The following is a 26,337-nucleotide window of genomic DNA, read 5'->3' as shown; positions in this document are numbered from 1 at the left end:
TCAACAATTATTTCTATAAAATTTGCTATCATATTAGAATTTACTTGGGTTCATTTTCTGTAATTTAACTAATACCCGATTGTAATAGTCTACTAATTTCTCTGCATTTTCTCTGCTAGGGTTATCTATAACTTCTTGTAAATATGGCAGTTTCATAATATCAAAACCAGATTGTTTAATATAATCTTTTTCAATTTGTTGAATGGCTTCTTTGAGTGAGGTATAGTTTTTACTTGTTGTCTTTTCAGCTATACGCTCCTGTATTGTCGCAGGTTTGGATTCTTCCTTTGGTTGAATTTCAGATTCCACATCAAATAGTTGGGGCTTAAACCCTGAATCTAGTTTTGCCAAAGATTCCTGCATCATATTCATTATAACTTGCATCTTTTCAATTTGGAATGTCAAATCATTTGCATTAATCCCAATAGCTGTTTGAACATAACTGAAAACGTTATCTCCAATGGATTCAGCCCATGCTACTCCTACTATCCGTTTATAATCGTTAATATTCATTTGGTCAGGAGAAATTGCAATTGCAAAACCGTCAGCATTTCCGGTTGACACAATATAATCTCCTACTGATGCTTTACCCAAGACTTTTACAGGCACCTGCCCTATAAATGCTACTTTTTCATAGTCCTTCTCATTTCCTTTTTCAGGCATTGCAGCACTAATCATAGGATTTTGTGAAATGACCATAAACTTATCAGCATCTGCAAATGATTTTGAAATCATCCCTGCTTTAACGCCTACTACATCACCAAAGCTCAATACTTCATTTGTATTGTATTTTCGTAGCCATTCGGCATAATCTGCTCCTCCGGATTCATAAGCAACTCCAATGTTAATTTCATTATATGTAATGTATCCTCCAAGCTGAATACCAGCAACCACAACGTCCATAAAAGACCAAACCACGTCATCGCAATCTCCAGTAGCGCAAAAGCCCAATGCAGCTGTTACATTAATTCCAAACCTAATGATATGAGATACTAACTCTAAAGTCAAAGAATAGGCTCCAAAAGCATAATTATTATTAAAATATTGATTTGGTTCTACATCGGGAGGTGTATCATCTGGATCAGCATCAATGACATCACCAAAGTCGGGAATGGTAATAAGATCCCAAATAATATCCGTTGATATTGAAACAAGACCTTCATTCGCTTCTATTCTACCCCTTATCGTGTTATCACCATCCCAAAAAGATATGTAATTATTATTTCTATTTGGTGAATTAGGAGCCAGTTTAATAGCGATTCCTTGTTGACTTCCCTCTATCTGTAATGGATAAGCATCATAATCATCTATATCTGTTTCAGCCAATGAAACATCTATTTTTACTCTATTGAAAAATTCTGATTCCCCATCAACCGTTAAGTTCCCTGATAAATCAGTAGGGCTTTGATTATTGACATAAAAATCACTATTAAAGTTTACTACTCCGTCAGCTGTTACTGTGTTTAATGCTGCATGTTGGTTTACCGTAATATTATCAAATACACCATCAGAAAAGTTAGCTGTTCCTTCTACGGTTAAATCTCCCGTAAGTAAAGTTGGCTCTTGATTAAAAACTGTTAGAGCACCATTTAAATTTGTATTTCCATCTACAGTCAAATCACCTGTTAAGTGAGACGGACTCGCATTGTTTACTGAAAAACTGTTGTTTAAATTAGTAGCACCATCTACATCCAATGTTGAAGTTGCAATGATTTCACGATGCTTTACATAAGGTATATAAGTAAGTTCTTGATAGCTGAAACCTACCCAACCATTTCCATCGTTCAAATCTATTTCAACTTTCAAATATTTTTCATTATTCCAATATATTTGGTTGAAACTATTTATTACAGTTTGACCTTGACCAATCATTAAATGAATCATTCCGTAAGCATCGGTTGTTGTACTATGGATTTCCTGGTATTCAACAGATCCATTGTTATCAATAATTGAAAATTGAACCTGTAAAGGTACATTTGGCAAGTTATTAGATGGAATATCAACTCCTGGTATTTCTTGTGGGTTGTTATCAATGATAACTGCTTGGTAACTGATACCATCTGTTTGTGAAAATCCTAAAAGCGTTATAAAACAGCAAACAAATAATAAGGCTAACTTTTTCATAATTTAAAAAATTTAAAATGGACAATTACAATTAGGCAGATTGATAATCAGGCCTAATCCAAATTGATGTGTGATTAGTTTTAATTGTTCTTCATCTATGCCATTTCCTTTTCCTATAAGCACGGTTCGCCCGTACGTATAGTTAACAAATAGCGATGTATTTCGTGAAATGGGATATTGCATTCCCAAATGACCTCTGGTAAAAAATATGGTGTTGTTAAATTCATCTTCACCAACCAAATTAAAGACCTGATTGTTCACTGTTTGAGTTCCTCGAATTAAGAACTCAGCAGCTATTGAACCCTTTAGATAAAACGAAAAATCGCGTAAACTAAACAGCTTAACATCCAATCCTGCATTAACACCCAAATAGCTCACATCCCACTCAAAATAGTTATCCAACCTGTTATCACTACCAATAGCGCCATAGCCATTGTAGGATGCTCCTAGAGAAACAAATAAGGTTTGGTTGTTATTCAACACGTTTCTATAACCCATACCCAAATAAATATTTGGCTTAGACAATAAATTATCCAATGGTTCTCCTTGTGAATTTTTATAGTCGAAAGCTGAAATAGTTGGTCCAAACTCTACATATAACTGTTGTGAAAAACCGCCTATTGCTAAAAACAGAAAACACCAAAAAAGCACATTCCGTTTCATACTATCTTCTTATTAATTTGGCCAAAAACGTTTTGGAACGCATCCTAACCACTAACACATAATTACCAGAACTCACAAAACCAAAATCAAGATCCAGTGTTTGTACAGGACCAAACTCGTTATTATAAATAGTTCTTCCCAACACATCAAATAAAGTTACTTGTAAAACATCATAGATAGCTTCATTAAACCGAATATGAATGTCGTTATCAAATGGATTAGGGTAAAAATAACCGTCCAAATCTGTATCTGAACCTCCATTTAAAGCTGAAGGAGAAATGGGCTGTAAAAAGCCTTGTCGCAAAGCATAGCCATCAAGATTGTATGTGAATGTAACGCTAGCTTGCCCAATACTCTCTTGAATGAAATAACTTTTATTATTGGCATAAATAAAGTGTGAAGAACCTTGACTAGATAGTGTTTCTTTCTTCTTTATTTGTGCAAATCCAGTCTGAAAAAACAAGCAAACAATTGTGAAAATTAAAAATGTCTTGTACATGGTTTAGTGGTTGTCTTACGGCTAATGTATTTAGTATTAGCCTAGTAAAAAAGGAAAAAAGGCCATGTCCACCCTTTGTCCACCCCTTTTAAAACAGTATTTAATAATTTTTATAGACTTTTATAACGGCAGTAAACACTGTCATTTTAATTTACTATATTTCTGATTTACAATTAATTATATTTTGAATTGTATTAAAACCAACTATTATGACTTTTAATATGGCAACCAAAACTGCATTTCACGCTGTCCCATTACAAACCAATTCAAATAAGCGGTTCTTTAAAGTGGACAAATTGCTATTCACGTTTATTTTAATCTGCTTATTAAACCCAATGGTTACGCTTTCCCAAAATCAAAAAAAAATAGATAGTTTGGAAACCGTTTATAATACTTCAAAAGATGACAAACAGCGTTTAAGAGCTCTTCAAAAACTTTTCAACGCCACATTGCATTCCAATAATAATGATGCGCTTGAATACGCAAAACAAGGATTGGCTCTTTCCAAAAAAACGAGACTTAAAACTGCCCAAGGAGATTTTTATAGAAACCATGCCTATTATTATCGCTTTTTGCCAAATATTGATTCTTCACGATATTATTATCAACAAGCAGTTGATGTTATGCAAAAAGCTAAACCTGGTAAACGAACCTGTTGGAATTATGAGGAGTATGCCACTTTAGAAATTTTACAAGGTAACTTTGAAAAAGGACTCATCCTCTTGGACTCTTCTATGGCTGTTGCTAAAAAACTCAAAAATGGCTTGCTCATTGCTAGTGCCGTTGGTAGAAAAACTACAACCTATATTGACATGGGTAAATTTGATTTAGCTACCCAACAAGGATTAAAATCTTTAAAAATTCTAGACACACTTAAAAAACCCAGCCTAAAAGGTGAAGGCATAACACTTGGTCATTTAGGCAGAATCGAAATGCTTCGTGGTAATAGCGAAGAAGCCATGAATTACCTACTGAAATCCCTTGATAAGTTCAAGGAAATTAATAATACTGAATGGCTTTCCATTACATATAATGAAATTGGAAACTTGGAAATAGAAAACCAAAACTTTGACTTGGCTCTTGAAAATTATCAAAAAGCTTTAACCTATTCCAAAGAGCTAAACCGTCCAGACATGGAAATTATGAATCTAGCTAACATTGCCATGACCTATTCTGATAAAGGGGATTACAAAAAAGCTTTGAAAAGCATGCAGGAATCGGTTTTTATATCCAACACAATCCAATCCATGAACAACCTGATTGTTGGCCATAATATGTTGGGAGAAATTTATCGCAACGACAAGCAATATGGCAACTCCATAGAAAGCTATGATAAAGCCGTGGCATTTGCCGATTCCATTTCAGCTTTGAAACTATTGGAAGAAGCCTATCAAGGCCGTTCCCTTTCCTATGAAAAAAACAGCAATTTTAAACAAGCTTTGTTAGATCAGCGAAATTATCAAACCATACATGATAGTATTTTCAATTTAGATTCTGCCAAGGAAATCGAAGAGCTTAAAGTAAAATATGAAACAGAAAAAAAGGAAAACGAACTGCTGAAAAAAGAGAATGACATTGTGGTGCTAGAAGCCCAAAAGAAAAAGGATGATTCCTTTAGGTTGATTTTAATCATTGCTCTAATTTCAGCTATTTTAATTGGATTGATGACCGCTTATAGCTTACGTCAAAAAATAAAACGCAATCGTGCAGAAAAGGAAAAATTGGATAACGAATTAAGCTTTAAGAAAAAAGAGCTGACTTCGCATGCCCTACATTTGGCAAAGAAAAATGAAGTCCTTCAGGAAATAAAAGCCAAGGCCAAAGAACTCAAATACTCAAACTCATCTAGTGGCTACCAACAGCTTATTCAAACCATTAACTTTGATTTAAAAGATGATAACAATTGGGAGAACTTTAAAAAATACTTTGAGGAAGTACACAAAGACTTTAACAACAATGTTAAAAAGAAGTACCCAGAAGTTACTTCAAACGAACTCAGACTGATGGCTTTATTAAAGATGAACCTGTCTTCTAAAGAAATTGCCAACATATTAAACATATCTAGCGAAGGCATTAAAAAAGCCCGATACAGATTGCGTAAAAAACTAGATTTGTCTTCTGATGATTCCTTACAGGATTTAGTAATAAAATTGTAATCAAGTGTTTAAGTAATTCAGTCCACCTATTGTCTACCGTTTTGATTTACTATGTCCACTAGTTGTCCACAGCATAAATTATTTCACATAAACTCGTCATTGTAAGTTTGAAGTGCTATTAGTTTAGCATACCAGTTTTGTGGTGTCTTGCAATAGTTTTGGCTGCAGACAATTCCTATTGCATTTCGCTGCAAACTTTCATAAACCACAAAACACTTTATTATGAAAAATCAAGTTAAACTAGTCATCCTATTTGTATTAATTACAGTAATGTCCTGTAGTAATAGTGATGATTCTCAAAATCCCCCAAACAATTCCGATGGTTCAACGGTTGAAATAGCCTTCAACGAAAATCCAAGAAGTGGCGACCTAATCACCATAATTTCCACCAACCTTTCAGGCGATGTTACTTTCTCTTTGAGTTCAGAATCTGTGAGCAATGCCTTTACGCTTGATAGTAATTCAGGGGAATTACGTGTTGCTGCTTGGCAAGTTTTCGATTTTGAAACCAATGAAGTCATCACCGCTACTGTAGCTATTTCCAATGGTACAGAAAGCAGCAGTAAGGTAGTTATTGTTAACCTAAACAATATGGATGATATCTGGTCCTTTTTAAATGATTCCCGAAGTGCGTATGAAAGCGCTTCAAACGGACAATGGGTTATGATAACTGAAAATGAGTATAACGATCTTGCCAATTACCTATATGATGTGAATAAATGTGGTGCTTCCAATTCACAATACTATAGAAGCAACTCCATATCCTATGACAGTGCGCTTTATACCTATGCTAATGACAATAATGCAACCGTAGAACCCGAAAACTATGTGTTTGCCTTTAAGTATGTCACCAATGCCAATAATCAAACCAATGCCAAGATAAAGACCTCAACCAGTTTACAAGAAGGTTATCAAAACGTAGGAAGCAGCCTGCCACAACACAGTAGTGGTGAAAACTATTTTGTTCTTAAAGGTGCCAATGGTAAACACCCTGAAACCACTTATATGGCTCTCGCAGCTGAAGGAATTGGATATTACAACGGCATAAGCAACCATAGTTTTAAATATGGAAACTTTGATACCAATTCCCTACCTTACAACTGGACAGGCATTGCCATATACCAAGGTTTAAGCTCGTCACTCAAACAATGGAATTAAACCCAATCTATTTTATGAATGACTATAAGGGAAGCTTGGGGGCTTCCCTTTTTTATTGAATTTGTCGAAAAAATAACCGAACTTCGTTATCGGTGGATATAAATCATTAAAACGATGTCATATCCTAAACGTTATGCAACAGTTAAAATCACGTTCAAAAATTGAATGTTTAGATTAAATTTGTAAATTTGGTATTATGGATTTAAGTTTAGAAAATAAAAAAATAGAATTAATTCAATGGCTATCAACTTTGAATGATACATCTCTGATTGACAAACTAATGAAATTAAGAGAGAAAGAGAAGAATGATTGGTGGAATGAAATTTCTGCAAGCGAAAAAGAGTCTATCGAAAAAGGGATTCAAGATGCTGATGGCGGAAAATTGACTTCTCACTCAAACGTGAAAGGAATCTATGAAAAGTGGTTATAAGATTCTGTGGACTGACCACGCAATATCTGAACTTAAAGAAACTATTGAATATCTTGAGAATAAATGGACAGAAAGAGAATTAAGAACATTCTCTGCAAAATTAGACCATACAATAGAACTGATTTCAAAATCACCTGAAATTTTCCCAGTATCATTCGAGAAAAAAAATATTCGAAAAGCTGTAGTCGAAAAACACAACAATCTTTATTACCGAATTAATAAAAATTCAATTGAGATTGTTTCTTTATTTTCAAACAGAAAGAATCCGAAAAAGAAAAAGCTATAAAAACCGTTGCATAACACCGTATAAAAATAATTGCTACTTTTACCTTAACCAAAGGTAGTTGCTTTTTTGCTCTCGTGGATTTTCCTGCGGAAAATCTGCCGGACACAAAAACGCAACTATTCTTATACAAACCGATAACGAAAATTCCTAAATTATCGCCTCGCCATACAGATCAAAATCAGCAGCATCTATAATTTTAACTTGAGTGTATTCGCCAGTTTTTAAATAGGCTTTTGAAGCATCAATGAGTACTTCGTTATCGACATCTGGCGAATCATACTCTGTGCGTCCAACAAAATAGTTGCCTTCCTTTCTATCAATAACCACTTTATAAGTCTGCCCTATTTTGGCTTGGTTCAGTTCCCAAGAAATCTGCGATTGTATTTCCATAATCGCATTGGCACGCTCTTGCTTCACATCTTCTGGTACGTCATCTTCCAAATTATAGGCATGGGTATTTTCTTCGTGACTATAGGTAAAGCACCCCAAACGTTCAAAACGCATGTCTTTTACCCATTGTTTCAATTCCTGAAAGTTTTCTTCGGTTTCACCAGGATAACCCACTATCAACGTGGTACGAATGGTCATTTCTGGAACCGCTTCACGAAACTGTTGAATAAGCTTGGTGGTTTTCTCTTTAGTAGTTCCACGACGCATACTCTTTAAAATATCATCAGAAATATGCTGTAAGGGAATATCCAAATAGTTACAGATTTTCGGTTCACGCTTCATGACATCCAAGACATCCAATGGGAATCCAGTTGGAAACGCATAATGCAGTCGGATCCACTCAATACCGTCTACTTTAACTAAAGCTTCCAACAGTTCGGCCAGGTTGCGTTTTTTGTATAAATCGAGCCCGTAATAGGTTAAATCCTGCGCAATTAAAATCAATTCCTTTACGCCATTAGCAGCCAGTTTTTCAGCTTCTGTAACCAATTCTTCAATGGGTGTACTTTTATGTTTACCACGCATTAAGGGTATCGCACAAAAACTACACGGTCTGTCACAACCTTCAGCGATTTTTAAATAGGCATAATTTTTAGGAGTTGTAGTTAAACGCTCACCTATTAACTCATGCTTATAGTCAGCTCCTAAAGCTTTTAACAAATGCGGTAATTCGGTCGTTCCAAAGTAGGCATCCACATCAGGAATTTCTTTTTGTAAATCCGGTTTGTAGCGTTCACTTAAACAACCTGTAACAAATACCTTATCCACTTCACCTGCTTCTTTCTTCTGCATAAATTCCAATATGGTATTCACGCTTTCTTCTTTAGCATTATTGATAAAACCACAGGTATTGATAACCACGACATTGCCTTCTTCTTCATGAGCAACGTCCTTGCCATTGGCTTTTAGTTGTCCCATTAACACCTCGCTATCGTAAACATTTTTACTACAGCCTAGTGTTACTACATTGATTTTATTCTTTTTACGTGACTTTGTTCGCATGAAACTTATCTAATTAAATAGAGATCCTTCAACAAGTTAAGGATAGCAGTACATTAATTATTATTTGAAGAACGAGTCTACAAACTCATACTTATTGAAAACCTGTAAATCTTCAATACCTTCCCCGACACCTATATATTTTACAGGAATTTGAAATTGATCTGAAATACCAATAACCACACCTCCTTTTGCTGTACCATCTAATTTGGTAACTGCTAAAGATGTAACTTCGGTTGCAGCAGTAAATTGTTTGGCTTGCTCAAAAGCATTTTGCCCAGTAGAACCATCTAATACCAAAAGTACATCATGAGGTGCGTCACCTACTACTTTTTGCATCACTCGTTTTACTTTGGTCAACTCATTCATGAGGTTAACCTTATTATGTAAACGCCCTGCGGTATCAATAATAATAACATCAGCATCTTGTTTGACACCAGACTGTAAAGCATCAAACGCCACAGAAGCAGGATCACTGCCCATATCTTGCCTTACCATAGGAACATCGACACGATCTGCCCAGACCTGCAATTGATCGATAGCTGCTGCTCTAAAAGTATCGGCAGCTCCCAAGACCACTTTAAGTCCTTTTTTCTTGAATTGATATGCTAACTTACCGATAGTAGTTGTTTTTCCAACACCGTTGACACCAACTACCATAAGCACATATGGTTTTTTATTGGCTGGAACGGTATACTCTGTCTCCTCACCCGAATTGGTTTCACTTAATAGACCTGCTATTTCTTCGCGTAAGATTTTATTCAATTCATCGGTTCCTAAATACTTATCCTTGGCTACACGCTCTTCTATACGTTCAATAACTTTTAAAGTGGTATTAACACCTACATCGCTGGTAACCAGAACCTCTTCAAGATTATCTAAAACATCATCATCTACTTTTGATTTACCAGCAACGGCCTTACTTAACTTATTAAAAAAGGACGCATTGGATTTTTCTAAACCCTTGTCTAGTGTTTCTTTTTTTTCAGAAGAAAATATTTTTTTAAAAAAACTCATAGTAACTATTTATAACTCCATATTACCATAGCAAAAGCCTTGCCTATATACTACATCTGCACTTTTGTCATTCGGTCGTAAATATAAAACAAAAAGCTGCTTTCGAAAACCGAAAGCAGCTTATATATTTTTTAAGAATAAATTCTTATTGTTTGTTTAACCAATCGTTTACTAACTCTGGAGCCATAACAGATTCTACAAACATGTAAGATCCCGTTTTAGGAGATTTTACCATTTTGATAGCTTTTGTTAAACGTTTAGATCCTGTTTGTAACGATGCTACTGATTTCTTTGCCATGTCTAAATATGTTTTAGGACATTCTCACAAGAGGTGAAAATCTCTGAATTACTTAATCTCTTTATGAACCGTCATTCTCTTAAGAATAGGATTAAATTTCTTAATCTCCATTCTGTCTGGCGTGTTCTTTTTATTTTTAGTTGTAATATATCTAGACGTTCCTGGTTGTCCAGACTCTTTGTGTTCTGTACACTCTAATATTACTTGTATTCTGTTACCTTTCTTTGCCATTTTACTAACTTTTTATGTAGCTATTACTTAATGAAACCTTTAACCTTTGCTTGTTTTAAAGCAGCAGAGATTCCTATTTTGTTAATAGTCTTTAATGTTGACGCAGCTACTTTTAAAGTAACCCACTTATCTTCTTCAGGGATGTAAAAACGTTTCTTAACTAAATTCGCATTGAATTTACGCTTTGTTTTATTCATTGCATGAGACACGTTGTTTCCAACCATGGCCTTCTTTCCTGTAAGTTCACAAACTCTTGACATTGTTCTAACCTTTAAATGTTATTGTGTTCTGAATTGACTATTCTTTCAAAACAGGGTGCAAATTTAGTAAAACTTTGGAATATCAACAAACTAAAATAACTACTTTTTTAAAATTTCTTTTTGTAGCATTTCAAAAGCTTTGTTTACGGCTTTTCTAATCACTTTTTTTCTGTGGTTTCCAAAGTTGAATTCTTCGGAGTAAACTGCATTTTTATTAGCTATAGCTATAAAGACAGTACCAACTTCTGCATCCGAATCACCTTTATTTGGACCTGCATTTCCTGTTGTGGCTATAGCATAATCGGTTTTAAACAATTTTAAAGCACCCATTGCCATGGCTTCGGCTACTTCTTGAGACACCACCGAGTGCTTTTTAATTAATGCTTCCGGAACATGCAAAACATTTACCTTGGCTTCTGTGGCATAGCTTACCACACTACCTATAAAATAATTTGAAGCACCTGGAATAGCCGTAAAACTTTCAGCTATTTTTCCTCCCGTGCAACTTTCGGCCGTAGCTAAAGTTTTTCCTAAATGAGTTAATTGCTTACCTACTATAGCTTCTAAAGAATCATCGGTTTCAAATCCAGCGAAAATGTCCTGAATTTGTGGCAGTAAGGTTTCAACCTGTTTTTGCATTTCGGTTTTAACCAAATTTTTATCCATAGCTTTTGCCGATAGGCGCAAACGCACACGCCCTAAACCAGGCAAATACGCTAACTTCATGAAATTGGGCAAATTATCTTCCCAGTCTTCAATACGCTCGGCCAATGAGCTTTCACCCAAACCATAGGTTAATAAGGTTGTATGCTTGATAAAAGGAAACTTATAAGCTTTTCGTAATCTTGGAATAACCTCTTGTTCCATTAAGGCTTTCATTTCATAAGGTACGCCAGGCAAGGATATAAAAACCTTATCATTTTTCTCTAACCACATACCTGGCGCACTACCAAACTTATTCATTAGCACCTGTGATTTAGAAGGTACTAAAGCTTGATCGATATTGACTTGCGCCAATGGTTTTTTGATATAAGTCTCCCAGAGATGCTCAATATTTTTTAAAACCACATCACTTTGTACCAAAATATCATCAAAGTATTCAGCTAATGTTCTTTTGGTAATATCATCCTTGGTTGGACCAAGTCCGCCAGTAATGATAATAATATCGGCATTTTCTTCGGCTTCTTTTAAAGATTTTAAAATATGATCCTTATCGTCTTGAACCGAAGTAATTTGATAGACGGAAACCCCAATTTTATTTAGTTGTTTGCTAATATATGCTGAATTGGTATCGACAATCTGACCAATTAGAATTTCATCTCCAATGGTTATGATTTCTGCCTGCATTACAATCCGAAGTCTGCTTTTAGTTCTTCAGTGGCTTTTTCAACAGCCGTTACAACTCTATTCAGCTTTTCGGTTGGATCCATGTCTGTTTTTTCAAACTTCCCCCAATCTTGAACTTCTATAAGATCTTGAAGCACACCTAATTCGAATAAATCTACCGTTGGTTTCATTTTATGGGCAGCTTGATAGGCTGTATAATAGTCTGTATTTGCAACTGCCACTTTTAAGCGTTCTAAATCTTCTGGTACTTCTTCTAAAAATGCAGCGGCTAATGCAGCTATAAAATCCTCGTCATTATCTGCCATTTCGCGTACACGATATAATTTGTAATGTTGTTCCATTTATTTTATTGTTATAGAAAACAGCTCTTTGTCTTCCAAAAATCCTTTTAGTTTATCGTTTGCAACTACCTTGCCAACTCCAGCAGGTGTTCCGGTAAATATAACATCTCCTATCTTTAAAGTAAAATATTTAGAGACATATTCTATGAGCTCATCAATTTTCCAAAGCATGTGGCTTGTATTTCCTTGTTGTACCACTTCATCATTTTTTTGCAATGAAAAATTTAAATTGTTTATATCAGAAAATGCATCTTTAGGCAACCACTTACCTATTACTGCTGCACCATCAAAAGCTTTAGCCTTTTCCCAAGGCAAACCTTTTTCCTTAAGCTTGGCTTGCAAATCACGTGCAGTAAAGTCAATCCCCAAACCTATTTCATTGTAGTACTTGTGTGCAAATTTACGATCGATGTATTTACCTACTCGATTTATTTTCACCAACACCTCAACTTCATGGTGAACATCATGCGAAAAATCTGGAATAAAAAACGGCTGCTTTTTTAATAGTATGGACGTGTCTGGCTTTAAAAACACAACTGGATCGGTTGGTTTTTCGTTTTCCAACTCTTCAATATGCTTGGTGTAATTACGACCGATGCAGATTAATTTCATATTAATTCAACTTATTATTCAAGGCTCTCAACTTAATGGCAGTCAGCACTTTCTTGGTGTATAATGGAAAATCAGCATTGAGTAACCAACCAAAATAACCTGGTTCTTCTTCTAAAATATCTTCAACGCGCTTACCTTTATGCTTCCCAAACGAGAAAAACTCCTCACCCTTTTTATTATAAGTTATAAAACCAGCAAAGTCTGCAAACTTTTTACGGGAGCTGAACTCTGCTAAAAACTTGGAGTTGTTTTCCAATTCTTCGTATTTGGCGACTTGCGCCTTTAGCACTTCGTAAGTTGCACTGGTATCGGCTTCTGCTGTATGAGCATCTTCCAAGGTTTTATCGCAGTAGAATTTATAGGCAGCACTTAAAGTACGTTGTTCCATTTTATGAAAAATAGTCTGAACATCTATAGACAAGCGATTTTTCATATCAAAATCCACATCAGCACGTAACATTTCTTCGGCTAAAAGCGGAATATCAAAACGGTTTGAGTTAAAACCTCCTAAATCAGAATCCTTAATCATGTTGTGAATCTCTTTAGCCAATTCTTTAAAAGTCGGTTCATTGACTACATCTGCATCTGAAATTCCATGAATAGCTGTTACTTCTTTTGGTATGGGTCTCTCTGGATTGACCAACCAGCGTTTGGATTCTTCCTTGCCATCGGGATATACTTTAAGAATGGCAATCTCCACTATACGGTCGGATGTTATGTTGACACCTGTAGTCTCTAAATCGAAAAAACAAATGGGTTTTGATAAATTAAGATTCATTAAAAAATAGTTTTGGCAAAGGTAGTTAGAATAAACAATTCTATCAATTTTCAATAGACATAACATTTATTATTTGTTTTAAATAATATTTACTAATTTTCAATAAAAATTTGCAGCATTTAATAACACACTTCTACTTATGAAAAAGGTTATTTTTCTTCTCTTAACGCTTACTTTATATTCGTGTAATAATGACGATGATAGTAATACAGGCAATTCAATCCATTATATGAAGATTGAATATAAGAATGAACAAACAAATTATATCACTTACTATTATGAGTTTTATTTTGATTCCGAAGGAAAAGTAACCTCATTTCATTTTAGTGGTCTTGATCCTGCAAATGATCCAGACAATAGCTTTGTTAGTACTTACGAATACAACAACGAAGGTAAAGTTATCAAAGAAATTACAGATGGACAGTTATATCAATCTGTTAATTGGACAAATAATATAGCTGAAGTTTATAATCATCTAAACCAAAAAACAGATGAGTTTATTTTTTTCGATGACGGTACTATTGAAAGACATTATGGGCTTAATATAAGCAACGGTAACATTACAAGAAAATACTACTATGATTCCAATCAAAATATTACGCATTTAGAAAACGACACTGAACGTATTCAGGAATATTGGAATTATGATTTAAACAAACAAAACCCAGTTAATTTATTAAAATCTATTGGAATTTTTAGAATGTGGCAACATCCCTATACTAAAAATATTTTCTATTCTAGAAAAGAATTCCCAATTGATGAAGAAGACCACACAATTCCATTAAAAATCCATGAATACGAATATACATTTGATTCTGAAAACAGAGTAAGAACAATGAAAATCACTAACGATATTTACAATTCTATTCAAGAGTTTACTTATCAATAAATGATTGATGAAAAATAAACCTTCCGAATCTATCACATTTACCTGTGGACTACAAATGAAAAACCGCTTTATGTTGGCTCCTCTTACCAACCAACAAAGTCATGAAAACGGTCAACTTTCTGATGATGAATTTAATTGGCTTACTATGCGAGCCCAAGGTGGTTTTGGATTGGTTATGACCTGTGCTTCGCATGTTCAAAAAATAGGAAAAGGATTCCCAGGTCAGTTAGGCATTTTTTCTGATGATTTAATGGAAGGGCATAAAAAGCTAGTCGCCAAAATTAAAAGCTATGGCAGTTTAGCCGTTATACAGTTGCATCATGCTGGAATGCGTTCACCATATGAAGTCATTAAACAAAAAGCGGTTTGTCCTTCGGATAGTGAAAAACATAACGCCAGAGCTTTGACTCTAGATGAAGTCTATCAACTTAAAGACGATTTTATTCAAGCTGCCATTCGTGCTCAAACTTGTGGTTATGATGGTATTGAAGTTCATGGTGCTCATGGTTATATTTTAACGCAGTTTTTAAGTGATACTATAAATAAACGTCAAGACTGCTATGGTGGTTCTCTAGAAAATCGATCTCGTTTACTTTTTGAAATTGTTGATGGCATTCGCAAAGCCTGTGGTAAAGCATTTTTGTTAGGTGTTCGATTATCGCCAGAGCGATTTGGTATGAAATTATCTGAAATAAAAATTATTAGTCAACAATTAATTGACAACTATAACATTGACTTTTTAGACCTTTCACTTTGGGATTGTTTTAAAAAACCTGAAGAGTATCTAGATTCTGATAAATCATTATTACAACATATAACCGATTTGGATTTTAAAAATGTTAAACTAACGGTTGCTGGTAATATTAGAACTGGTGATGATGTGCAAAACGTATTAGATTCTGGAGTAGATTTTGTAACCATAGGTCGTTCTGGTATTTTACATCATGATTTTCCAAAACGTGTTATAGAAAACCTAAACTTCAAACCAATTGAGAATCCAGTTTCGGAAGCCTATTTAAAATCTGAAGGTTTAAGTGACACATTTATTGAATATATGCGCAGATGGAATGGGTTTGTGGAGGACAATAATTGATTAGGAAACTTATTAAAAAAAGCACAATCCTTTGATTGTGCTTTTTATATTGATAAATACCTTCATTTTGCTATTTGGAGCCCCTTTAAGTAAGTGATCTTAACGATACGGTCTTCTATATTGTTATCACATATCGTTTCCAAATCGAAAAAACAAATGGGTTTTGATAAATTAAGATTCATTAAAAAATAGTTTTGGCAAAGGTAGTTAGATTAATGAATTATTGAGGCTTTAGACACAATTAACTATTAACAATTGAAACAGTTTCAAAACTTATTCGTCAAATAATTATAAAAAAATGCAATAGAATTAAATAATTACGTCTTTATAATTGAGAGCTGTAAAAAAGCACAATGAACCAATCAGAAAACAGTAAAAAATTAAATACATTTTTTAATGAAGAGTATTCTTCTCTTAAATCGTATGTAAGCTCAAACATTAAAGCAAGCATTAATAAAGATGCCGAAGATATTATTCAAGATGTAGCATTAAAACTTTTTACTAGTGCCGACAGATACTCACCTATTAATAACGTTGCGGGCTTTGTTTATCGCGCCATAAGAAACAAAATAATAGACGTCATGAGGTCTTCTAAAAAGGTCAAGGTTAATTATGAATCACAAAATGAAACAAGATTAATTGAGCTTGCAAGTTTAATTTACGAGTCACCACCAGATTTATACCCTGAACAATTGAAACAAGAATTAAAAAAAGCAATCATTAATCTTAAGCCAAACTACAAAGATGTTATTATAGCTATTGACTTTGAAGGATATACTTATAAAGAACTAGAACATGAAACTGGCATTCCTATTGGCACATTGATGTCAAGACGACATAGAGCAATTTCACTCTTATACAAAACATTAATAAACAAGCAAGAAACCATTAGTTAAAAAAAACGAATATGTCAAATTACTTTAAACACAAAATGAGAGGCAAGTCTCCAGGAGAAATTGCCGGAATGATAATCTTTGGAATTATATTTATATCTGGATTAGCCATACTGTTTGGCTTTGTAATAATGTGGCTGTGGAATTGGTTAATGCCATTGATTTTTGATTTACCTACATTGACCTATTGGGAAGCTGTTGGTGTTTTTATATTATTTAAAATATTGTTAGGTGGTTGTGGTGGCTTTGGAGGCAAGGACCATAAATCTTCAAAAAAAACAGGTTGTAATGATGATTCGAAAAGTAAATTTTCCAAATGGAAACATTATGACAATTTCTGGAAAGAAGAAGGAAATAAAGCCTATGAAGCTTATTTAGATAAATTAACCAATAAAGATGAAACTAATGATTAGTCCTTTCTACTATAGACACAAAAGCAATATTAAAGTCCATATATTTAAAACAAACATTCAAAGCAGAGGCGATATTACTGTTTTACAAACTTTACTTGACACAAACCCTGAAATTTTAAAATGGTCAATAGACATGGAAGATATCGACAAGGTATTAAGGATTGAAGCAAAAAAAGAATTAGGTGAAATAGAAATTATTGAACAAGTGACCTCCAAGGGTTTTTATTGTGATGTATTGGAATAAGCCTAATGATGTATAATAAAAAAGCACAATCCTAAAATTGTGCTTTTTTTGTTTTATTGAGAGATTCCTGGACAAGCTCGGAATGACAATTTAAATTTCCCTATTAGGATCCCAAGCTTCTAAATAGTCTTTTACCGCTTTTACAAACTGGCCACCTAATGCACCATTAACCACTCTGTGGTCATACGAATGTGACATAAACATACGGTAACGGATGCCAATAAAATCACCTTCCGGTGTTTCTACAACTGCTGGTACTTTTCTAATGGCCCCAAGTGCCAAAATACCAACTTGTGGCTGATTGATAATAGGTGTTCCCATAATACTACCAAATGTTCCCACATTGGTAACGGTATATGTTCCTCCCTGAATATCGTCAGGCTTTAATTGGTTTTGTCTAGCTCTGCCAGCCAAATCGTTAACCTTTTTGGTCATGCCTACCAAGTTTAACTGATCGGCATCCTTGATAACCGGCACAATTAAATTACCATCGGGTAAGGCTGCCGCCATGCCCAAATTGATGTGCTTTTTCTTTATAATGGTATCGCCTTGCACGGAAATGTTCATCATAGGATAGTCACGTAACGCTCTGGCTACGGCTTCCATGAATATAGGTGTAAAGGTTAGGTTCTCACCTTCGCGCTGTGCGAATTCTTTTTTGACTTTATTACGCCAATTCCAGATATTGGTTACATCGGCCTCAATAAAACTTTGTACGTGAGCCGAAGTTTGAACAGACTCTACCATGTGATGCGCAATGAGTTTGCCCATTCGCGTCATTTCAATAATCTCATCATCACCAGAAGCCACAACAGGTGCTGTTTTTGGTTTTTCAGGTTCTTGAGTTGATTGAGACTTATCGACTGCGCTCGAAGTGACAGTAGTTTGTTGACCTCTATTGCCTAAATAAGCAAGAATATCATTTTTAGTTACACGTCCATCCTTACCTGTTCCTGGCATAGCATCCAACTCGCTTTGCGTGATGCCTTCTTTTTTGGCTATATTCTTAACCAGCGGTGAATAAAAGCGATCGCCTGAAGATACGATTGATGTCGCTGTTTCTTGAGCAGCCACCACTGTTTTCTCTACTTCAGCAACAGCGGGAATTTCTGAAACTATTTCAGTTTTTGCTGGTTCAGGTTGTGATGCTGAAGCACTAGATCCGCCTTCGGTTTCAATAACAGCAATGGTTTGCCCTACTTGAACCACATCGTCAACATCAAATAGTTTTTCAACCAATACACCTTCAACCTCACTTGGCACTTCACTATCTACCTTATCGGTTGCGATTTCTAAAACCGCTTCGTCTGCTTCAATAGTTTCACCTACTTCTTTTAACCAAGAAGTAATGGTCGCTTCTGCTACACTCTCTCCCATTTTTGGGAGTTTTAATTCAAATTTTGCCATATCTGTAATGGAACGCTATTTTTTTAAATTATGACTGCAAAATTAATGAAAAATCATCTAATTGATTGCAGTTTTGTTAATTAATTCTTTTCAAACAACACGATTTCACCTCTGCTCTTCGAGCTATTACTTCCTAGTACAAAATTTGCATTATTAGGTAATATTTTGAAGGAAATGGTACGTTGCGTCTTATAATTGTCAATGAGTTCTATAATGGATTTGTAACTGAACGTATGTGCATCAAAAATAATTTCGGTGTAAGGTTTTAAGTCAGGTAAATTTGAAACCACTTCCATAGGTTTATCAGAAAATGACATTAAAAAATTACAAGACCGTTTGGACAACACCAAATAGGCATCAACCCTTTTTTCTTGTTGCTTGGGTTCTGAACGCAACACATAAGCAGCTTTAATACCAAACCAAACTATGGTATTGAACAGCCAGTTACTCTTAAAATGCTTTTTGTAAAAAATCTGCATCGCTCCGTAAAACCGTTTGGCATATTTAACATCCTTTAAAGTACTTTCGCCTTTATAATGGATAATACTTGTTGTACCATTATAATAGTTTTCATAACCTGACTTTAAAACTTTATAGGAAATATCCACATCTTCACCATACATAAAATAGTCTTCGTCAAATCCGCCTACAGCTTCATAAACCGATTTTTTCATAAACATGAAAGCGCCCACAAAAACAGGAACTTCACCAATACCAAATTCTTCAACTTGATTGGCGTAATAGTCGTACGGATTACCCAACAACTTTTTTAGAGCCACTTTTGGTTTTGGGATATTACGCTTACTTTCTGGCAAAAAATGACCTGTTCCATCTATCAATCGACAACCTACAATTCCTGGATTATCTAGCTGCTTAATAAACTGTAATAACGTGGAAAAAGTATTTTCAGCCACAACCGTATCAGGATTTAAAATACAGACATATTCGCCTTTAGCATGGGCAACACCTAAATTATTCCCTTTTGAAAACCCATCATTGTTTTTGTTTTCAATTAAAACAACTTCTGGAAACTGTGTCTTTACCATTTGGCAACTTGCATCGGACGAATTATTATCCACAACTATAATCTCGGCATCCAAATCAATAATAGCAGCTTCCACACTTTTTAGGCACAACTCCAAAAAGTAGCGCACGTTATAGTTTAGTATGACAACTGATAGTTTCAAATGATACAATTAAGATTTTAGGGAGGCTTCAAAAGGAATACGGTTAATAATACTTCTACCCAAAGTCACCTCATCGGTATATTCCAGTTCGTTACCAACTGAAATACCTCTAGCTATAGTAGATGTCACAACATTGTAATCTTGAATCTGCCTGTAAATATAGAAGTTTGTGGTATCGCCTTCCATGGTAGAGCCTAAAGCAAAAATGAGTTCTTTAACTTTACCTGACTTTACTTTTTCAACCAGTGTTTCAATATTCAAATCATTGGGCCCAATACCATCCATTGGTGAAATTTTTCCGCCCAATACATGATAGAGTCCGCGAAATGAACTGGTATTTTCAATAGCCATAACATCGCGAATGTCCTCAACTACGCAAATAATCTCTTCGGTTCGATACGGATTTGAACAAATTTCGCAAACCGCAGTGTCGCTAATATTGTGGCAGCTTTTACATAAATTAATTTCCGAGCGCATAGCTTTTAAGGCGTCAGACAATTGGTTGGTTTGGCTTTCGGGCTGCCTTAACAAATGCAACACCAAACGCAAAGCCGTTCGTTTACCAATTCCTGGTAATTGTGACATTTCGTTCACGGCACGCTCTAGTAATTTTGATGAAAATTCCATTGCTGCGAATTTACGATTTTACATTTAAGAATTGTATATACAATGGTAATTTGTATTTTGGCTCTACAATAATTTTTTATGAATCCAACGCAAATCATTTTACTCATTGCTGCCTACTTTGGCTTACTGATACTGATATCGTTTTTTACAGGAAAAAAATCTGGAAATGATGCTTTTTTTAAAGGCAATAGGCAATCACCTTGGTATGTGGTAGCCTTCGGTATGATTGGTGCCTCTCTATCTGGGGTGACCTTTATTTCTGTTCCGGGTTGGATTGAAGCCTCGCAGTTTAGTTATATGCAAGTAGTATTGGGCTACATTGTAGGTTATTTGGTTATCGGATTGGTGTTATTGCCTTTATATTACAGATTGAATTTAACATCTATTTATACCTATTTAGAAACTCGATTTGGTAATTATTCTTATAAAACTGGTGCTTCCTTTTTTCTTATATCGCGTGTAATTGGAGCCAGTTTCAGGCTATACTTAGTTGCCAACGTATTACAAATTATTCTATTTGATGAATTAGGCATAGAATTCTGGCAAACAGTCACTATTACTGTACTTTTAATTTGGTTGTACACGTTCAAGTCGGGCATAAAAACCATTGTTTGGACCGATACTTTACAGACGCTCTTTATGCTGATTGCGGTTGGAGTTACCATATACTTTGTGAGTGCTGAATTAGGTTTAAATGGAAGTAATATTTTTAGCTATGTATTGGATAGTGATTTGAGTAAAACCTTCTTTTTCGATGATTTTAAATCTGGAAATTATTTTTGGAAACAATTTATTTCTGGTGCTTTTATAGCTATTGTCATGACAGGTTTAGACCAAGATATGATGCAAAAAAACCTAACCTGCAGAACATTGAAAGATGCACAAAAAAATATGTTCTGGTTTACTATTGTATTGACTATTGTTAATTTTGTATTCTTGAGTTTAGGCTTGCTTTTAACGGTTTATGCACAACAAAATGGTATTGATGCCCATAAGGATGACCTATTTCCTATTTTGGCTAAAAAACATTTAGGCATTGGTGTTTTCGTGTTTTTCTTATTGGGATTAATAGCTGCAGCCTACAGTAGTGCAGATTCGGCCTTAACCTCTTTAACGACATCGTTTAGTATTGATATTTTGGATATTGAAAAGAAACATAACCCTGAAAAACAAGTACGTATTAGAAAACGCATTCATGTACTCATTTCACTTATTTTAATTCTCGTAATCATTGCATTTAAATACATTATTAAAGATGCCAGTGTTATTGCCAAGCTTTTTGTGTTTGCAGGTTATACCTATGGCCCACTATTAGGTCTATATGCTTATGGTTTGTTTACCAAATGGCATGTAAAGGACAAACTAGTTCCGGTAATAGCCATACTGTCGCCTGTCCTTTCCTATATTATTAGTGTTAATAGCTTGAAATGGTTTGGGTTTGAATTTGGTTTCTTTATCTTGATACTGAACGGATTCCTAACCTTTTTAGGTTTAATATTGATTCGTAGACAACAACACTAACGTACAAGCCACTTCAAAATTAACATTGTTTTCTCGCAATAATGTATAAAATGCTGGGTTTTCAGTTCCTGGGTTGAAAATGACACGCTTTGGCTTCAAGCTTATTATATAGTCGTAGTAAGCTTCTTGACGTTTAGGATTTAAATACAAAGTAACAGTATCTATATTATTATAGTTTATTAATTCCGTGTCTATTGTTACTCCAGAAACGTCTCCAGATTTCATTCCAAAAGCAACAACTTTGTGCTTATTTGCCACCAATCGCTGAATGGCATAATGAGAATATCTGTTAGGTTTTAAAGATGCGCCAAATACTAGTGTTTTCCTGCTCATGTGTTAAAGTGTTGTTAAGTAATGTTAAAAAGAGTAACAAGCTGTAAAAATAGACGTCTGTAATAATAATAACAAAAATAAACATCAATCAAAAGACAACCAATCAAATGAAAAAGCTATTAACAGTATGCTTGTTATTATTAACTCTATTCTCGCAAGCTCAAACTTCTGTAAGCAACGTTCCCATTCTTGTTAAAGGAAGCATTACAGGTACAGTAATAGACGCTACTTTAAACCAACCCTTACCCTATGTTACTGTTATTTTAAAAAGTGAAGCTGGTGAAACAATTAATGGTACAATAACTGATAACGAAGGTAAATTTTATATTCAAAAAATACCTGGCGGAAAATATAGTGTAACCATTCAATTTATAGGTTACAAAACAATAGACCAATCCATATCAATTGACCAAGACCATAAAGATATTGATTTAGGCACTTTAACCCTTGAAGAAGAAGCTACAGGGTTAGATGAAGTAACCATTGTAGCCGAAGTATCAACAATTCAACAAAAAGTAGATAGAAAAGTGGTTAATGTTGGTAAAGACTTAACAACCGCTGGAGCAACAGCTTCTGATATTATGAACAATATTCCTTCGGTTAGTGTAGACCAACAAACCGGAAACATTAGCTTGCGTGGTAATGAAAATGTGCGTGTAATGGTAGATGGCACATTATCTAATGTCCCTATAGCGCAATTACTTCGTCAAATACCTTCTACATCAATCAAGCAAATAGAACTCATAACAAATCCTTCGGCAAAATATAACCCTGAAGGTATGAGTGGTATTATTAACATAATTCTTTATAAAAACACCAACATTGGGTTTAACGGAAATGTAAATTTTGGTCTTACCAAAGAAATTAACGCGCGTTTTAATAGCTCTATTGACATGAACTATCGTAATGGCAAAATAAATCTATTTGGGAATTACGGCAATAACGTTGGGTCTAATAATAGCTATGGAAACATTTATAGACCTGACAATACCTCCAATCAGATATTCAATACAGATAGAAACGGTAAATCGCATTTGTTTAAAGTAGGGTTAGACTATTATTTAAACGACAACAACACCATTTCCTTTTTTACCAATCAAAATGTTTTTGATGGAAAAAATGATGGCACGACAGATGTGGTTTATGACAATGGCCCAACCGAACGTCAATTGTTCAACAACACTATTGACAACATTTCTTCACAATATAATTTAGCCTACAAACATGACTTTAAAAAAGAAGGTGAAAAGCTGGATATTGAAATTGATTACAGTGATTTTAATCAAGAAGAAGATGCTAACTTCGATTTTATTAACATCGCCTTCCCGCCAAACTATGAAGATTATGTAAACACAGATCGTGCCCAAACCATCGTAAATGTTGATTATGTTAACCCTCTAAACGACGAAACTAAACTGGAAGCAGGACTTGAAGCCCGACTTTATGATACTACAGTTAATTATAAATCAACAGGGCTTTCTCCAAACCCTGATCAAGACGATATTCCTAACAATGGGGATGAGTTTAGACCAACACCTTCAACATATTTCGATTATAAAAGAGATATTTACTCGGCTTATGTTACTTATGGAAAATCAAAGGAAAAATGGAGTTATCAATTAGGTGTAAGAGCAGAAACAGTAACTGTAGATGCTATTGCTACTAATTTTTTAGAAAATGAAACAGAGATTAATCCATTTGAAAACGATTATATACAATTTTACCCATCTGCCTTTTTAACCTACACTCCTAGTGATAAGAACACCTATCAATTAAGTTACAGCAGACGTGTAGATAGGCCAGGTGTTGGGCAAGTTAACCCTATACGAGAGTGGAGCACACCTTTGTTATCCAATGTTGGAAATCCTGAATTGGAGCCACAGTTCACTAACTCTATTGAAGCTAATTACATTCGTAACCTTGAAAAAGGATCAATTACTGCTGGAGTTTTTTACAGATTAATTGAGGATGAGATTAATAGAGCCGTTTTTGTTGACCGATTAGATTTCAACAAATACATTTTAACTTTTGAAAATTTCGATAACACTTCAGCCTATGGTGTAGAACTATCTAGTAATTACAGACCAACGAAATGGTGGAATTTTAACACCAGTTTCGATTTGTATTACAGACAGCAAAAAGGATTTACCGAGCGTGTAATTGCACCCCCTGGTGTAGACCCTACAGAAGATGACATTATAGTTGATCAAGTTACCGCAGATAATATTATTTGGAATTTTAGAATATTCAACAACTTTAAAGTGGTTAAAAATTTGGACCTATCACTTTTTGCCATGTATAGGGGTGAAGAGGAAGGTATTCAATTTACCAGAAAGCCTATGTACTTCGTAAATACAGGAATCAGATATAGCTTCTTGGAAGACAACAGAGCTACAGTAAGTTTTAACTACAACGATATTTTTAACACCATGGCTTTTGAATTTGAAGGCGAAAATCCAGTACCATCTGTTGGCGGATTTAATTGGGAAAGCAATACATGGAATATAAACATTTCTTATCGTTTTGGAGGAAATAAATATAGAGCGCTTCAACGCAAAAACCGTGACAACAACGAAAAGTCAGGTAGTGGCGGATTTATGTAAAATATATTTAATAGCCTAACATAATAGTTGATGGTTAGTGTTAATGTTTTGGTTATTAAATTAGAAAACCCAGGGTGTCACTGCCTTGGGTTTTTACTTGCCAAGTGTTAAATCATCGTTAAATACAGTTCTATATGAAATAAAAATAGACTTTTTACGTCTATATAAATAAGTGATAAGTTTTTAAGTAATATAACTGTAAAACTTCTTACGGTTAGTGTTAGTTAAAATTGGTTAATAGCGAAAAAACCCGAAGCAGTCTTGCCTCGGGTTTTTTTTATTTATATTCATGCATTTCAAGAATTTATTACCATTTAATAATCACACTACCCCAAGTAAAGCCACTTCCAAAAGCAGCCAGAACAACCGTATCTCCTTTCTTAATCTTGCCTTGTTCCCAAGCTTCGGTTAAAGCAATTGGAATGGAAGCTGCTGTGGTATTTCCATACTTCTGAATATTATTGAACACTTGATCGTCATTCAATTTAAATTTCTTTTGAATAAACTGTGCGATTCGCAAGTTAGCCTGATGCGGTATCAACATATCAATATCATCGACTTGAAGTTTGTTTGTAATAAGTCCTTCCATAATTACTTCACTAAAACGAACTACAGCATTTTTAAATACAAACTGCCCATTCATATAAGGGAAATAGCTTTCATCATTAGGGTCGTTTTCAGCCAATATATCATTTACCCAACGTTTACCCATTCCAGGAGCTACCAACACCAATTCTTCGGCATGCTCTCCTTGCGAATGCAAGTGTGTAGATAAAATACCTTTAGATGTATTTTCTTCACGGGTTAACACAGCTGCTCCAGCACCATCTCCAAAAATTACTGTCACACCTCTTCCACGTGTTGTTTTGTCTAACCCATGAGAATGTAATTCACTACCTATTACTAGCACATTCTTATACATTCCTGTTTTAATAAAATTGTCGGCAACAGATAAGCCGTATACAAAACCTGAGCATTGATTTCTGACATCCAATGCTCCTACAGTTTTAATATCCAAAGCATGCTGAACTTGAACGCCAGGACCTGGGAAATACATATCAGGACTTAAAGTGGCAAATACTATAAAATCTATATCATCTTTGTCAATTCCAGCACGCTCGATAGCAATTTTGGCAGCCTTCACTCCCATAGTTGCTGTAGTATCGCCAGAATTTGGTTTTACCCAACGACGCTCTTTTATTCCTGTTCGTTCTTGAATCCATTCGTCATTTGTGTCCATCATTTTTGACAGATCATCGTTCGTAACCACATTGTCAGGAACATAATATCCTAACCCAATTATCTTTGAATTATACATATATTAAGTTTAAAGTAAGTCACGCAATTTAACTATTTACGGTCTAATTGATTTCAAATGGCAATTGTAATCGTTATGCGTGCATAATAAATGAGATTTAGGTTTTCTTAACTTTTTTTCGTTTGCTTTTTAAGTATCTTTAAGGTTCTAATTAAAATTC

The 26,337-nt window shown here is 34.6% G+C and carries 28 protein-coding genes and 1 pseudogene; 11 read left to right on the top strand and 18 right to left on the bottom strand.

The features are described 5' to 3' along the window. Positions 1 to 33 precede the first annotated feature (33 nt). From K7G76_RS09150 to K7G76_RS09140, 3 genes are read right to left on the bottom strand one after another with little or no spacing between them, the layout of a single operon-like run. Positions 34 to 2,124, bottom strand: a complete 2,091-nt coding sequence (locus K7G76_RS09150) for a hypothetical protein (protein ID WP_223033897.1) — start codon at positions 2,122 to 2,124, stop codon at positions 34 to 36. Positions 2,125 to 2,136: 12 nt separating this feature from the next. Beyond that, positions 2,137 to 2,787, bottom strand: a complete 651-nt coding sequence (locus tag K7G76_RS09145; protein WP_223033896.1) for an outer membrane beta-barrel protein — start codon at positions 2,785 to 2,787, stop codon at positions 2,137 to 2,139. A 1-nt stretch (position 2,788) separates the two neighbouring features. After that, positions 2,789 to 3,286: a T9SS type A sorting domain-containing protein gene (locus K7G76_RS09140; protein WP_223033895.1), complete on the bottom strand. Its 498-nt coding sequence runs from the start codon at positions 3,284 to 3,286 to the stop codon at positions 2,789 to 2,791. A gap of 209 nt (positions 3,287 to 3,495) precedes the next feature. On the opposite strand from K7G76_RS09140, the gene K7G76_RS09135 reads away from it, so the two are divergent. The 4 genes from K7G76_RS09135 to K7G76_RS09120 all read left to right on the top strand — a co-directional run bounded on the left by K7G76_RS09135 (position 3,496) and on the right by K7G76_RS09120 (position 7,316). Then, complete coding sequence (locus K7G76_RS09135) at positions 3,496 to 5,442, top strand: tetratricopeptide repeat protein (RefSeq protein ID WP_223033894.1); 1,947 nt, start codon at positions 3,496 to 3,498, stop codon at positions 5,440 to 5,442. A gap of 222 nt (positions 5,443 to 5,664) precedes the next feature. After that, on the top strand, positions 5,665 to 6,600 hold the full coding sequence (locus K7G76_RS09130) for a cadherin repeat domain-containing protein (RefSeq protein WP_223033893.1): 936 nt from the start codon (positions 5,665 to 5,667) through the stop codon (positions 6,598 to 6,600). 196 nt (positions 6,601 to 6,796) lie between these two features. Next, positions 6,797 to 7,030: a hypothetical protein gene (locus K7G76_RS09125; protein ID WP_223033892.1), complete on the top strand. Its 234-nt coding sequence runs from the start codon at positions 6,797 to 6,799 to the stop codon at positions 7,028 to 7,030. Next, positions 7,014 to 7,316, top strand: a complete 303-nt coding sequence (locus K7G76_RS09120; RefSeq protein WP_223033891.1) for a type II toxin-antitoxin system RelE/ParE family toxin — start codon at positions 7,014 to 7,016, stop codon at positions 7,314 to 7,316. Before K7G76_RS09125 ends, K7G76_RS09120 begins: the two co-directional genes overlap by 17 nt. A gap of 147 nt (positions 7,317 to 7,463) precedes the next feature. Here the strand turns inward: K7G76_RS09120 and rimO are convergent, their stop codons facing one another. The 9 genes from rimO to K7G76_RS09075 form a co-directional block, all read right to left on the bottom strand. Continuing rightward, positions 7,464 to 8,768 carry a 30S ribosomal protein S12 methylthiotransferase RimO gene (gene rimO / locus K7G76_RS09115; protein ID WP_223033890.1) on the bottom strand — a complete coding sequence of 435 codons (1,305 nt, stop codon included), beginning with the start codon at positions 8,766 to 8,768 and terminating at the stop codon, positions 7,464 to 7,466. A 60-nt stretch (positions 8,769 to 8,828) separates the two neighbouring features. Then, on the bottom strand, positions 8,829 to 9,782 hold the full coding sequence (ftsY, locus tag K7G76_RS09110; RefSeq protein WP_223033889.1) for a signal recognition particle-docking protein FtsY: 954 nt from the start codon (positions 9,780 to 9,782) through the stop codon (positions 8,829 to 8,831). Between the two features lie 145 nt (positions 9,783 to 9,927). After that, entirely contained in the window at positions 9,928 to 10,080 is a 153-nt protein-coding gene (locus K7G76_RS09105) for a DUF4295 domain-containing protein (protein WP_104734399.1), read from the bottom strand. A 48-nt stretch (positions 10,081 to 10,128) separates the two neighbouring features. After that, a complete protein-coding gene (rpmG, locus tag K7G76_RS09100) occupies positions 10,129 to 10,311 on the bottom strand; it encodes a 50S ribosomal protein L33 (protein WP_007648529.1) in 183 nt (60 codons plus the stop codon). A gap of 23 nt (positions 10,312 to 10,334) precedes the next feature. Then, a complete protein-coding gene (gene rpmB / locus K7G76_RS09095; RefSeq protein WP_104734400.1) occupies positions 10,335 to 10,571 on the bottom strand; it encodes a 50S ribosomal protein L28 in 237 nt (78 codons plus the stop codon). Between the two features lie 99 nt (positions 10,572 to 10,670). Continuing rightward, positions 10,671 to 11,918, bottom strand: coding sequence for a competence/damage-inducible protein A (locus tag K7G76_RS09090; RefSeq protein ID WP_223033888.1), 1,248 nt, complete (start codon positions 11,916 to 11,918; stop codon positions 10,671 to 10,673). After that, complete coding sequence (locus K7G76_RS09085; RefSeq protein ID WP_223033887.1) at positions 11,918 to 12,259, bottom strand: Hpt domain-containing protein; 342 nt, start codon at positions 12,257 to 12,259, stop codon at positions 11,918 to 11,920. The genes K7G76_RS09090 and K7G76_RS09085 overlap by 1 nt, the downstream gene beginning before the upstream one ends. Beyond that, complete coding sequence (locus K7G76_RS09080; protein ID WP_223033886.1) at positions 12,260 to 12,871, bottom strand: fumarylacetoacetate hydrolase family protein; 612 nt, start codon at positions 12,869 to 12,871, stop codon at positions 12,260 to 12,262. Between the two features lies 1 nt (position 12,872). Next, complete coding sequence (locus K7G76_RS09075; RefSeq protein ID WP_223033885.1) at positions 12,873 to 13,649, bottom strand: 3'-5' exonuclease; 777 nt, start codon at positions 13,647 to 13,649, stop codon at positions 12,873 to 12,875. Between the two features lie 139 nt (positions 13,650 to 13,788). Here K7G76_RS09075 and K7G76_RS09070 point away from each other — a divergent pair, with 139 nt between their 5' ends. Both K7G76_RS09070 and K7G76_RS09065 read left to right on the top strand, forming a co-directional pair. Beyond that, the gene (locus K7G76_RS09070; RefSeq protein ID WP_223033884.1) at positions 13,789 to 14,538 is read left to right on the top strand and encodes a hypothetical protein; all 750 of its coding nucleotides are present in this window, start codon (positions 13,789 to 13,791) and stop codon (positions 14,536 to 14,538) included. Between the two features lie 7 nt (positions 14,539 to 14,545). After that, the gene (locus tag K7G76_RS09065; protein ID WP_255572974.1) at positions 14,546 to 15,631 is read left to right on the top strand and encodes an NADH:flavin oxidoreductase; all 1,086 of its coding nucleotides are present in this window, start codon (positions 14,546 to 14,548) and stop codon (positions 15,629 to 15,631) included. Positions 15,632 to 15,714: 83 nt separating this feature from the next. Here K7G76_RS09065 and K7G76_RS15400 read toward each other — a convergent pair. Beyond that, positions 15,715 to 15,813 (bottom strand): annotated as a pseudogene (locus K7G76_RS15400) (3'-5' exonuclease); the annotation flags it as partial. 171 nt (positions 15,814 to 15,984) lie between these two features. Between K7G76_RS15400 and K7G76_RS09060 the strand changes: the two are divergent. Genes K7G76_RS09060 through K7G76_RS09050 form a run of 3 tightly spaced genes read left to right on the top strand, consistent with a single transcriptional unit; the run spans position 15,985 to position 17,181 of the window. Beyond that, positions 15,985 to 16,527 carry an RNA polymerase sigma factor gene (locus tag K7G76_RS09060; protein WP_223033883.1) on the top strand — a complete coding sequence of 181 codons (543 nt, stop codon included), beginning with the start codon at positions 15,985 to 15,987 and terminating at the stop codon, positions 16,525 to 16,527. Between the two features lie 11 nt (positions 16,528 to 16,538). Then, on the top strand, positions 16,539 to 16,937 hold the full coding sequence (locus K7G76_RS09055) for a hypothetical protein (RefSeq protein WP_223033882.1): 399 nt from the start codon (positions 16,539 to 16,541) through the stop codon (positions 16,935 to 16,937). Then, positions 16,930 to 17,181: a hypothetical protein gene (locus K7G76_RS09050; RefSeq protein ID WP_223033881.1), complete on the top strand. Its 252-nt coding sequence runs from the start codon at positions 16,930 to 16,932 to the stop codon at positions 17,179 to 17,181. Before K7G76_RS09055 ends, K7G76_RS09050 begins: the two co-directional genes overlap by 8 nt. A gap of 90 nt (positions 17,182 to 17,271) precedes the next feature. On the opposite strand, the gene K7G76_RS09045 is transcribed toward K7G76_RS09050, so the two are convergent. The 3 genes from K7G76_RS09045 to recR form a co-directional block, all read right to left on the bottom strand. Further along, positions 17,272 to 18,588, bottom strand: coding sequence for a dihydrolipoamide acetyltransferase family protein (locus tag K7G76_RS09045; protein WP_223033880.1), 1,317 nt, complete (start codon positions 18,586 to 18,588; stop codon positions 17,272 to 17,274). A gap of 80 nt (positions 18,589 to 18,668) precedes the next feature. Next, the gene (locus K7G76_RS09040; RefSeq protein ID WP_223033879.1) at positions 18,669 to 19,775 is read right to left on the bottom strand and encodes a glycosyltransferase family 2 protein; all 1,107 of its coding nucleotides are present in this window, start codon (positions 19,773 to 19,775) and stop codon (positions 18,669 to 18,671) included. A gap of 9 nt (positions 19,776 to 19,784) precedes the next feature. Continuing rightward, entirely contained in the window at positions 19,785 to 20,402 is a 618-nt protein-coding gene (recR, locus tag K7G76_RS09035) for a recombination mediator RecR (RefSeq protein ID WP_223033878.1), read from the bottom strand. Between the two features lie 78 nt (positions 20,403 to 20,480). Between recR and K7G76_RS09030 the strand changes: the two genes are divergently transcribed. Next, complete coding sequence (locus tag K7G76_RS09030) at positions 20,481 to 21,923, top strand: sodium:solute symporter (protein WP_223033877.1); 1,443 nt, start codon at positions 20,481 to 20,483, stop codon at positions 21,921 to 21,923. On the opposite strand, the gene K7G76_RS09025 is transcribed toward K7G76_RS09030, so the two are convergent. Next, entirely contained in the window at positions 21,894 to 22,256 is a 363-nt protein-coding gene (locus tag K7G76_RS09025; protein ID WP_223033876.1) for a CoA-binding protein, read from the bottom strand. The two genes, K7G76_RS09030 and K7G76_RS09025, sit on opposite strands and share 30 nt — an antisense overlap. A 107-nt stretch (positions 22,257 to 22,363) precedes the next feature. On the opposite strand from K7G76_RS09025, the gene K7G76_RS09020 reads away from it, so the two are divergent. Continuing rightward, positions 22,364 to 24,859 (top strand): TonB-dependent receptor domain-containing protein, encoded by a 2,496-nt coding sequence (locus K7G76_RS09020; protein ID WP_223033875.1) that lies wholly within the window; start codon positions 22,364 to 22,366, stop codon positions 24,857 to 24,859. Positions 24,860 to 25,166: 307 nt separating this feature from the next. Here K7G76_RS09020 and K7G76_RS09015 read toward each other — a convergent pair whose 3' ends face one another. Continuing rightward, positions 25,167 to 26,177: a 3-oxoacyl-ACP synthase III family protein gene (locus tag K7G76_RS09015; RefSeq protein WP_223033874.1), complete on the bottom strand. Its 1,011-nt coding sequence runs from the start codon at positions 26,175 to 26,177 to the stop codon at positions 25,167 to 25,169. Positions 26,178 to 26,337 lie beyond the last annotated feature (160 nt).

The organism is Hanstruepera marina (genome assembly GCF_019880635.1).
GTDB lineage: Bacteria > Bacteroidota > Bacteroidia > Flavobacteriales > Flavobacteriaceae > Hanstruepera > Hanstruepera marina.
Note: the sequence above shows the minus strand (reverse complement) of the source record. Positions and strands in the feature narration are given on the sequence as shown.

Excerpts from the sequence above, each read along its gene's own strand:
- K7G76_RS09150 (WP_223033897.1), bottom strand. The coding sequence starts at position 2,124 with ATGAAAAAGTTAGCCTTATTATTTGTTTGCTGTTTTATAACGCTTTTA.
- K7G76_RS09145 (WP_223033896.1), bottom strand. The coding sequence starts at position 2,787 with ATGAAACGGAATGTGCTTTTTTGGTGTTTTCTGTTTTTAGCAATAGGC.
- K7G76_RS09140 (WP_223033895.1), bottom strand. The coding sequence starts at position 3,286 with ATGTACAAGACATTTTTAATTTTCACAATTGTTTGCTTGTTTTTTCAG.
- K7G76_RS09135 (WP_223033894.1), top strand. The coding sequence starts at position 3,496 with ATGACTTTTAATATGGCAACCAAAACTGCATTTCACGCTGTCCCATTA.
- K7G76_RS09130 (WP_223033893.1), top strand. The coding sequence starts at position 5,665 with ATGAAAAATCAAGTTAAACTAGTCATCCTATTTGTATTAATTACAGTA.
- K7G76_RS09125 (WP_223033892.1), top strand. The coding sequence starts at position 6,797 with ATGGATTTAAGTTTAGAAAATAAAAAAATAGAATTAATTCAATGGCTA.
- K7G76_RS09120 (WP_223033891.1), top strand. The coding sequence starts at position 7,014 with ATGAAAAGTGGTTATAAGATTCTGTGGACTGACCACGCAATATCTGAA.
- rimO (WP_223033890.1), bottom strand. The coding sequence starts at position 8,768 with ATGCGAACAAAGTCACGTAAAAAGAATAAAATCAATGTAGTAACACTA.
- ftsY (WP_223033889.1), bottom strand. The coding sequence starts at position 9,782 with ATGAGTTTTTTTAAAAAAATATTTTCTTCTGAAAAAAAAGAAACACTA.
- K7G76_RS09105 (WP_104734399.1), bottom strand. The coding sequence starts at position 10,080 with ATGGCAAAGAAATCAGTAGCATCGTTACAAACAGGATCTAAACGTTTA.
- rpmG (WP_007648529.1), bottom strand. The coding sequence starts at position 10,311 with ATGGCAAAGAAAGGTAACAGAATACAAGTAATATTAGAGTGTACAGAA.
- rpmB (WP_104734400.1), bottom strand. The coding sequence starts at position 10,571 with ATGTCAAGAGTTTGTGAACTTACAGGAAAGAAGGCCATGGTTGGAAAC.
- K7G76_RS09090 (WP_223033888.1), bottom strand. The coding sequence starts at position 11,918 with ATGCAGGCAGAAATCATAACCATTGGAGATGAAATTCTAATTGGTCAG.
- K7G76_RS09085 (WP_223033887.1), bottom strand. The coding sequence starts at position 12,259 with ATGGAACAACATTACAAATTATATCGTGTACGCGAAATGGCAGATAAT.
- K7G76_RS09080 (WP_223033886.1), bottom strand. The coding sequence starts at position 12,871 with ATGAAATTAATCTGCATCGGTCGTAATTACACCAAGCATATTGAAGAG.
- K7G76_RS09075 (WP_223033885.1), bottom strand. The coding sequence starts at position 13,649 with ATGAATCTTAATTTATCAAAACCCATTTGTTTTTTCGATTTAGAGACT.
- K7G76_RS09070 (WP_223033884.1), top strand. The coding sequence starts at position 13,789 with ATGAAAAAGGTTATTTTTCTTCTCTTAACGCTTACTTTATATTCGTGT.
- K7G76_RS09065 (WP_255572974.1), top strand. The coding sequence starts at position 14,546 with ATGAAAAATAAACCTTCCGAATCTATCACATTTACCTGTGGACTACAA.
- K7G76_RS09060 (WP_223033883.1), top strand. The coding sequence starts at position 15,985 with ATGAACCAATCAGAAAACAGTAAAAAATTAAATACATTTTTTAATGAA.
- K7G76_RS09055 (WP_223033882.1), top strand. The coding sequence starts at position 16,539 with ATGTCAAATTACTTTAAACACAAAATGAGAGGCAAGTCTCCAGGAGAA.
- K7G76_RS09050 (WP_223033881.1), top strand. The coding sequence starts at position 16,930 with ATGATTAGTCCTTTCTACTATAGACACAAAAGCAATATTAAAGTCCAT.
- K7G76_RS09045 (WP_223033880.1), bottom strand. The coding sequence starts at position 18,588 with ATGGCAAAATTTGAATTAAAACTCCCAAAAATGGGAGAGAGTGTAGCA.
- recR (WP_223033878.1), bottom strand. The coding sequence starts at position 20,402 with ATGGAATTTTCATCAAAATTACTAGAGCGTGCCGTGAACGAAATGTCA.
- K7G76_RS09030 (WP_223033877.1), top strand. The coding sequence starts at position 20,481 with ATGAATCCAACGCAAATCATTTTACTCATTGCTGCCTACTTTGGCTTA.
- K7G76_RS09025 (WP_223033876.1), bottom strand. The coding sequence starts at position 22,256 with ATGAGCAGGAAAACACTAGTATTTGGCGCATCTTTAAAACCTAACAGA.
- K7G76_RS09020 (WP_223033875.1), top strand. The coding sequence starts at position 22,364 with ATGAAAAAGCTATTAACAGTATGCTTGTTATTATTAACTCTATTCTCG.
- K7G76_RS09015 (WP_223033874.1), bottom strand. The coding sequence starts at position 26,177 with ATGTATAATTCAAAGATAATTGGGTTAGGATATTATGTTCCTGACAAT.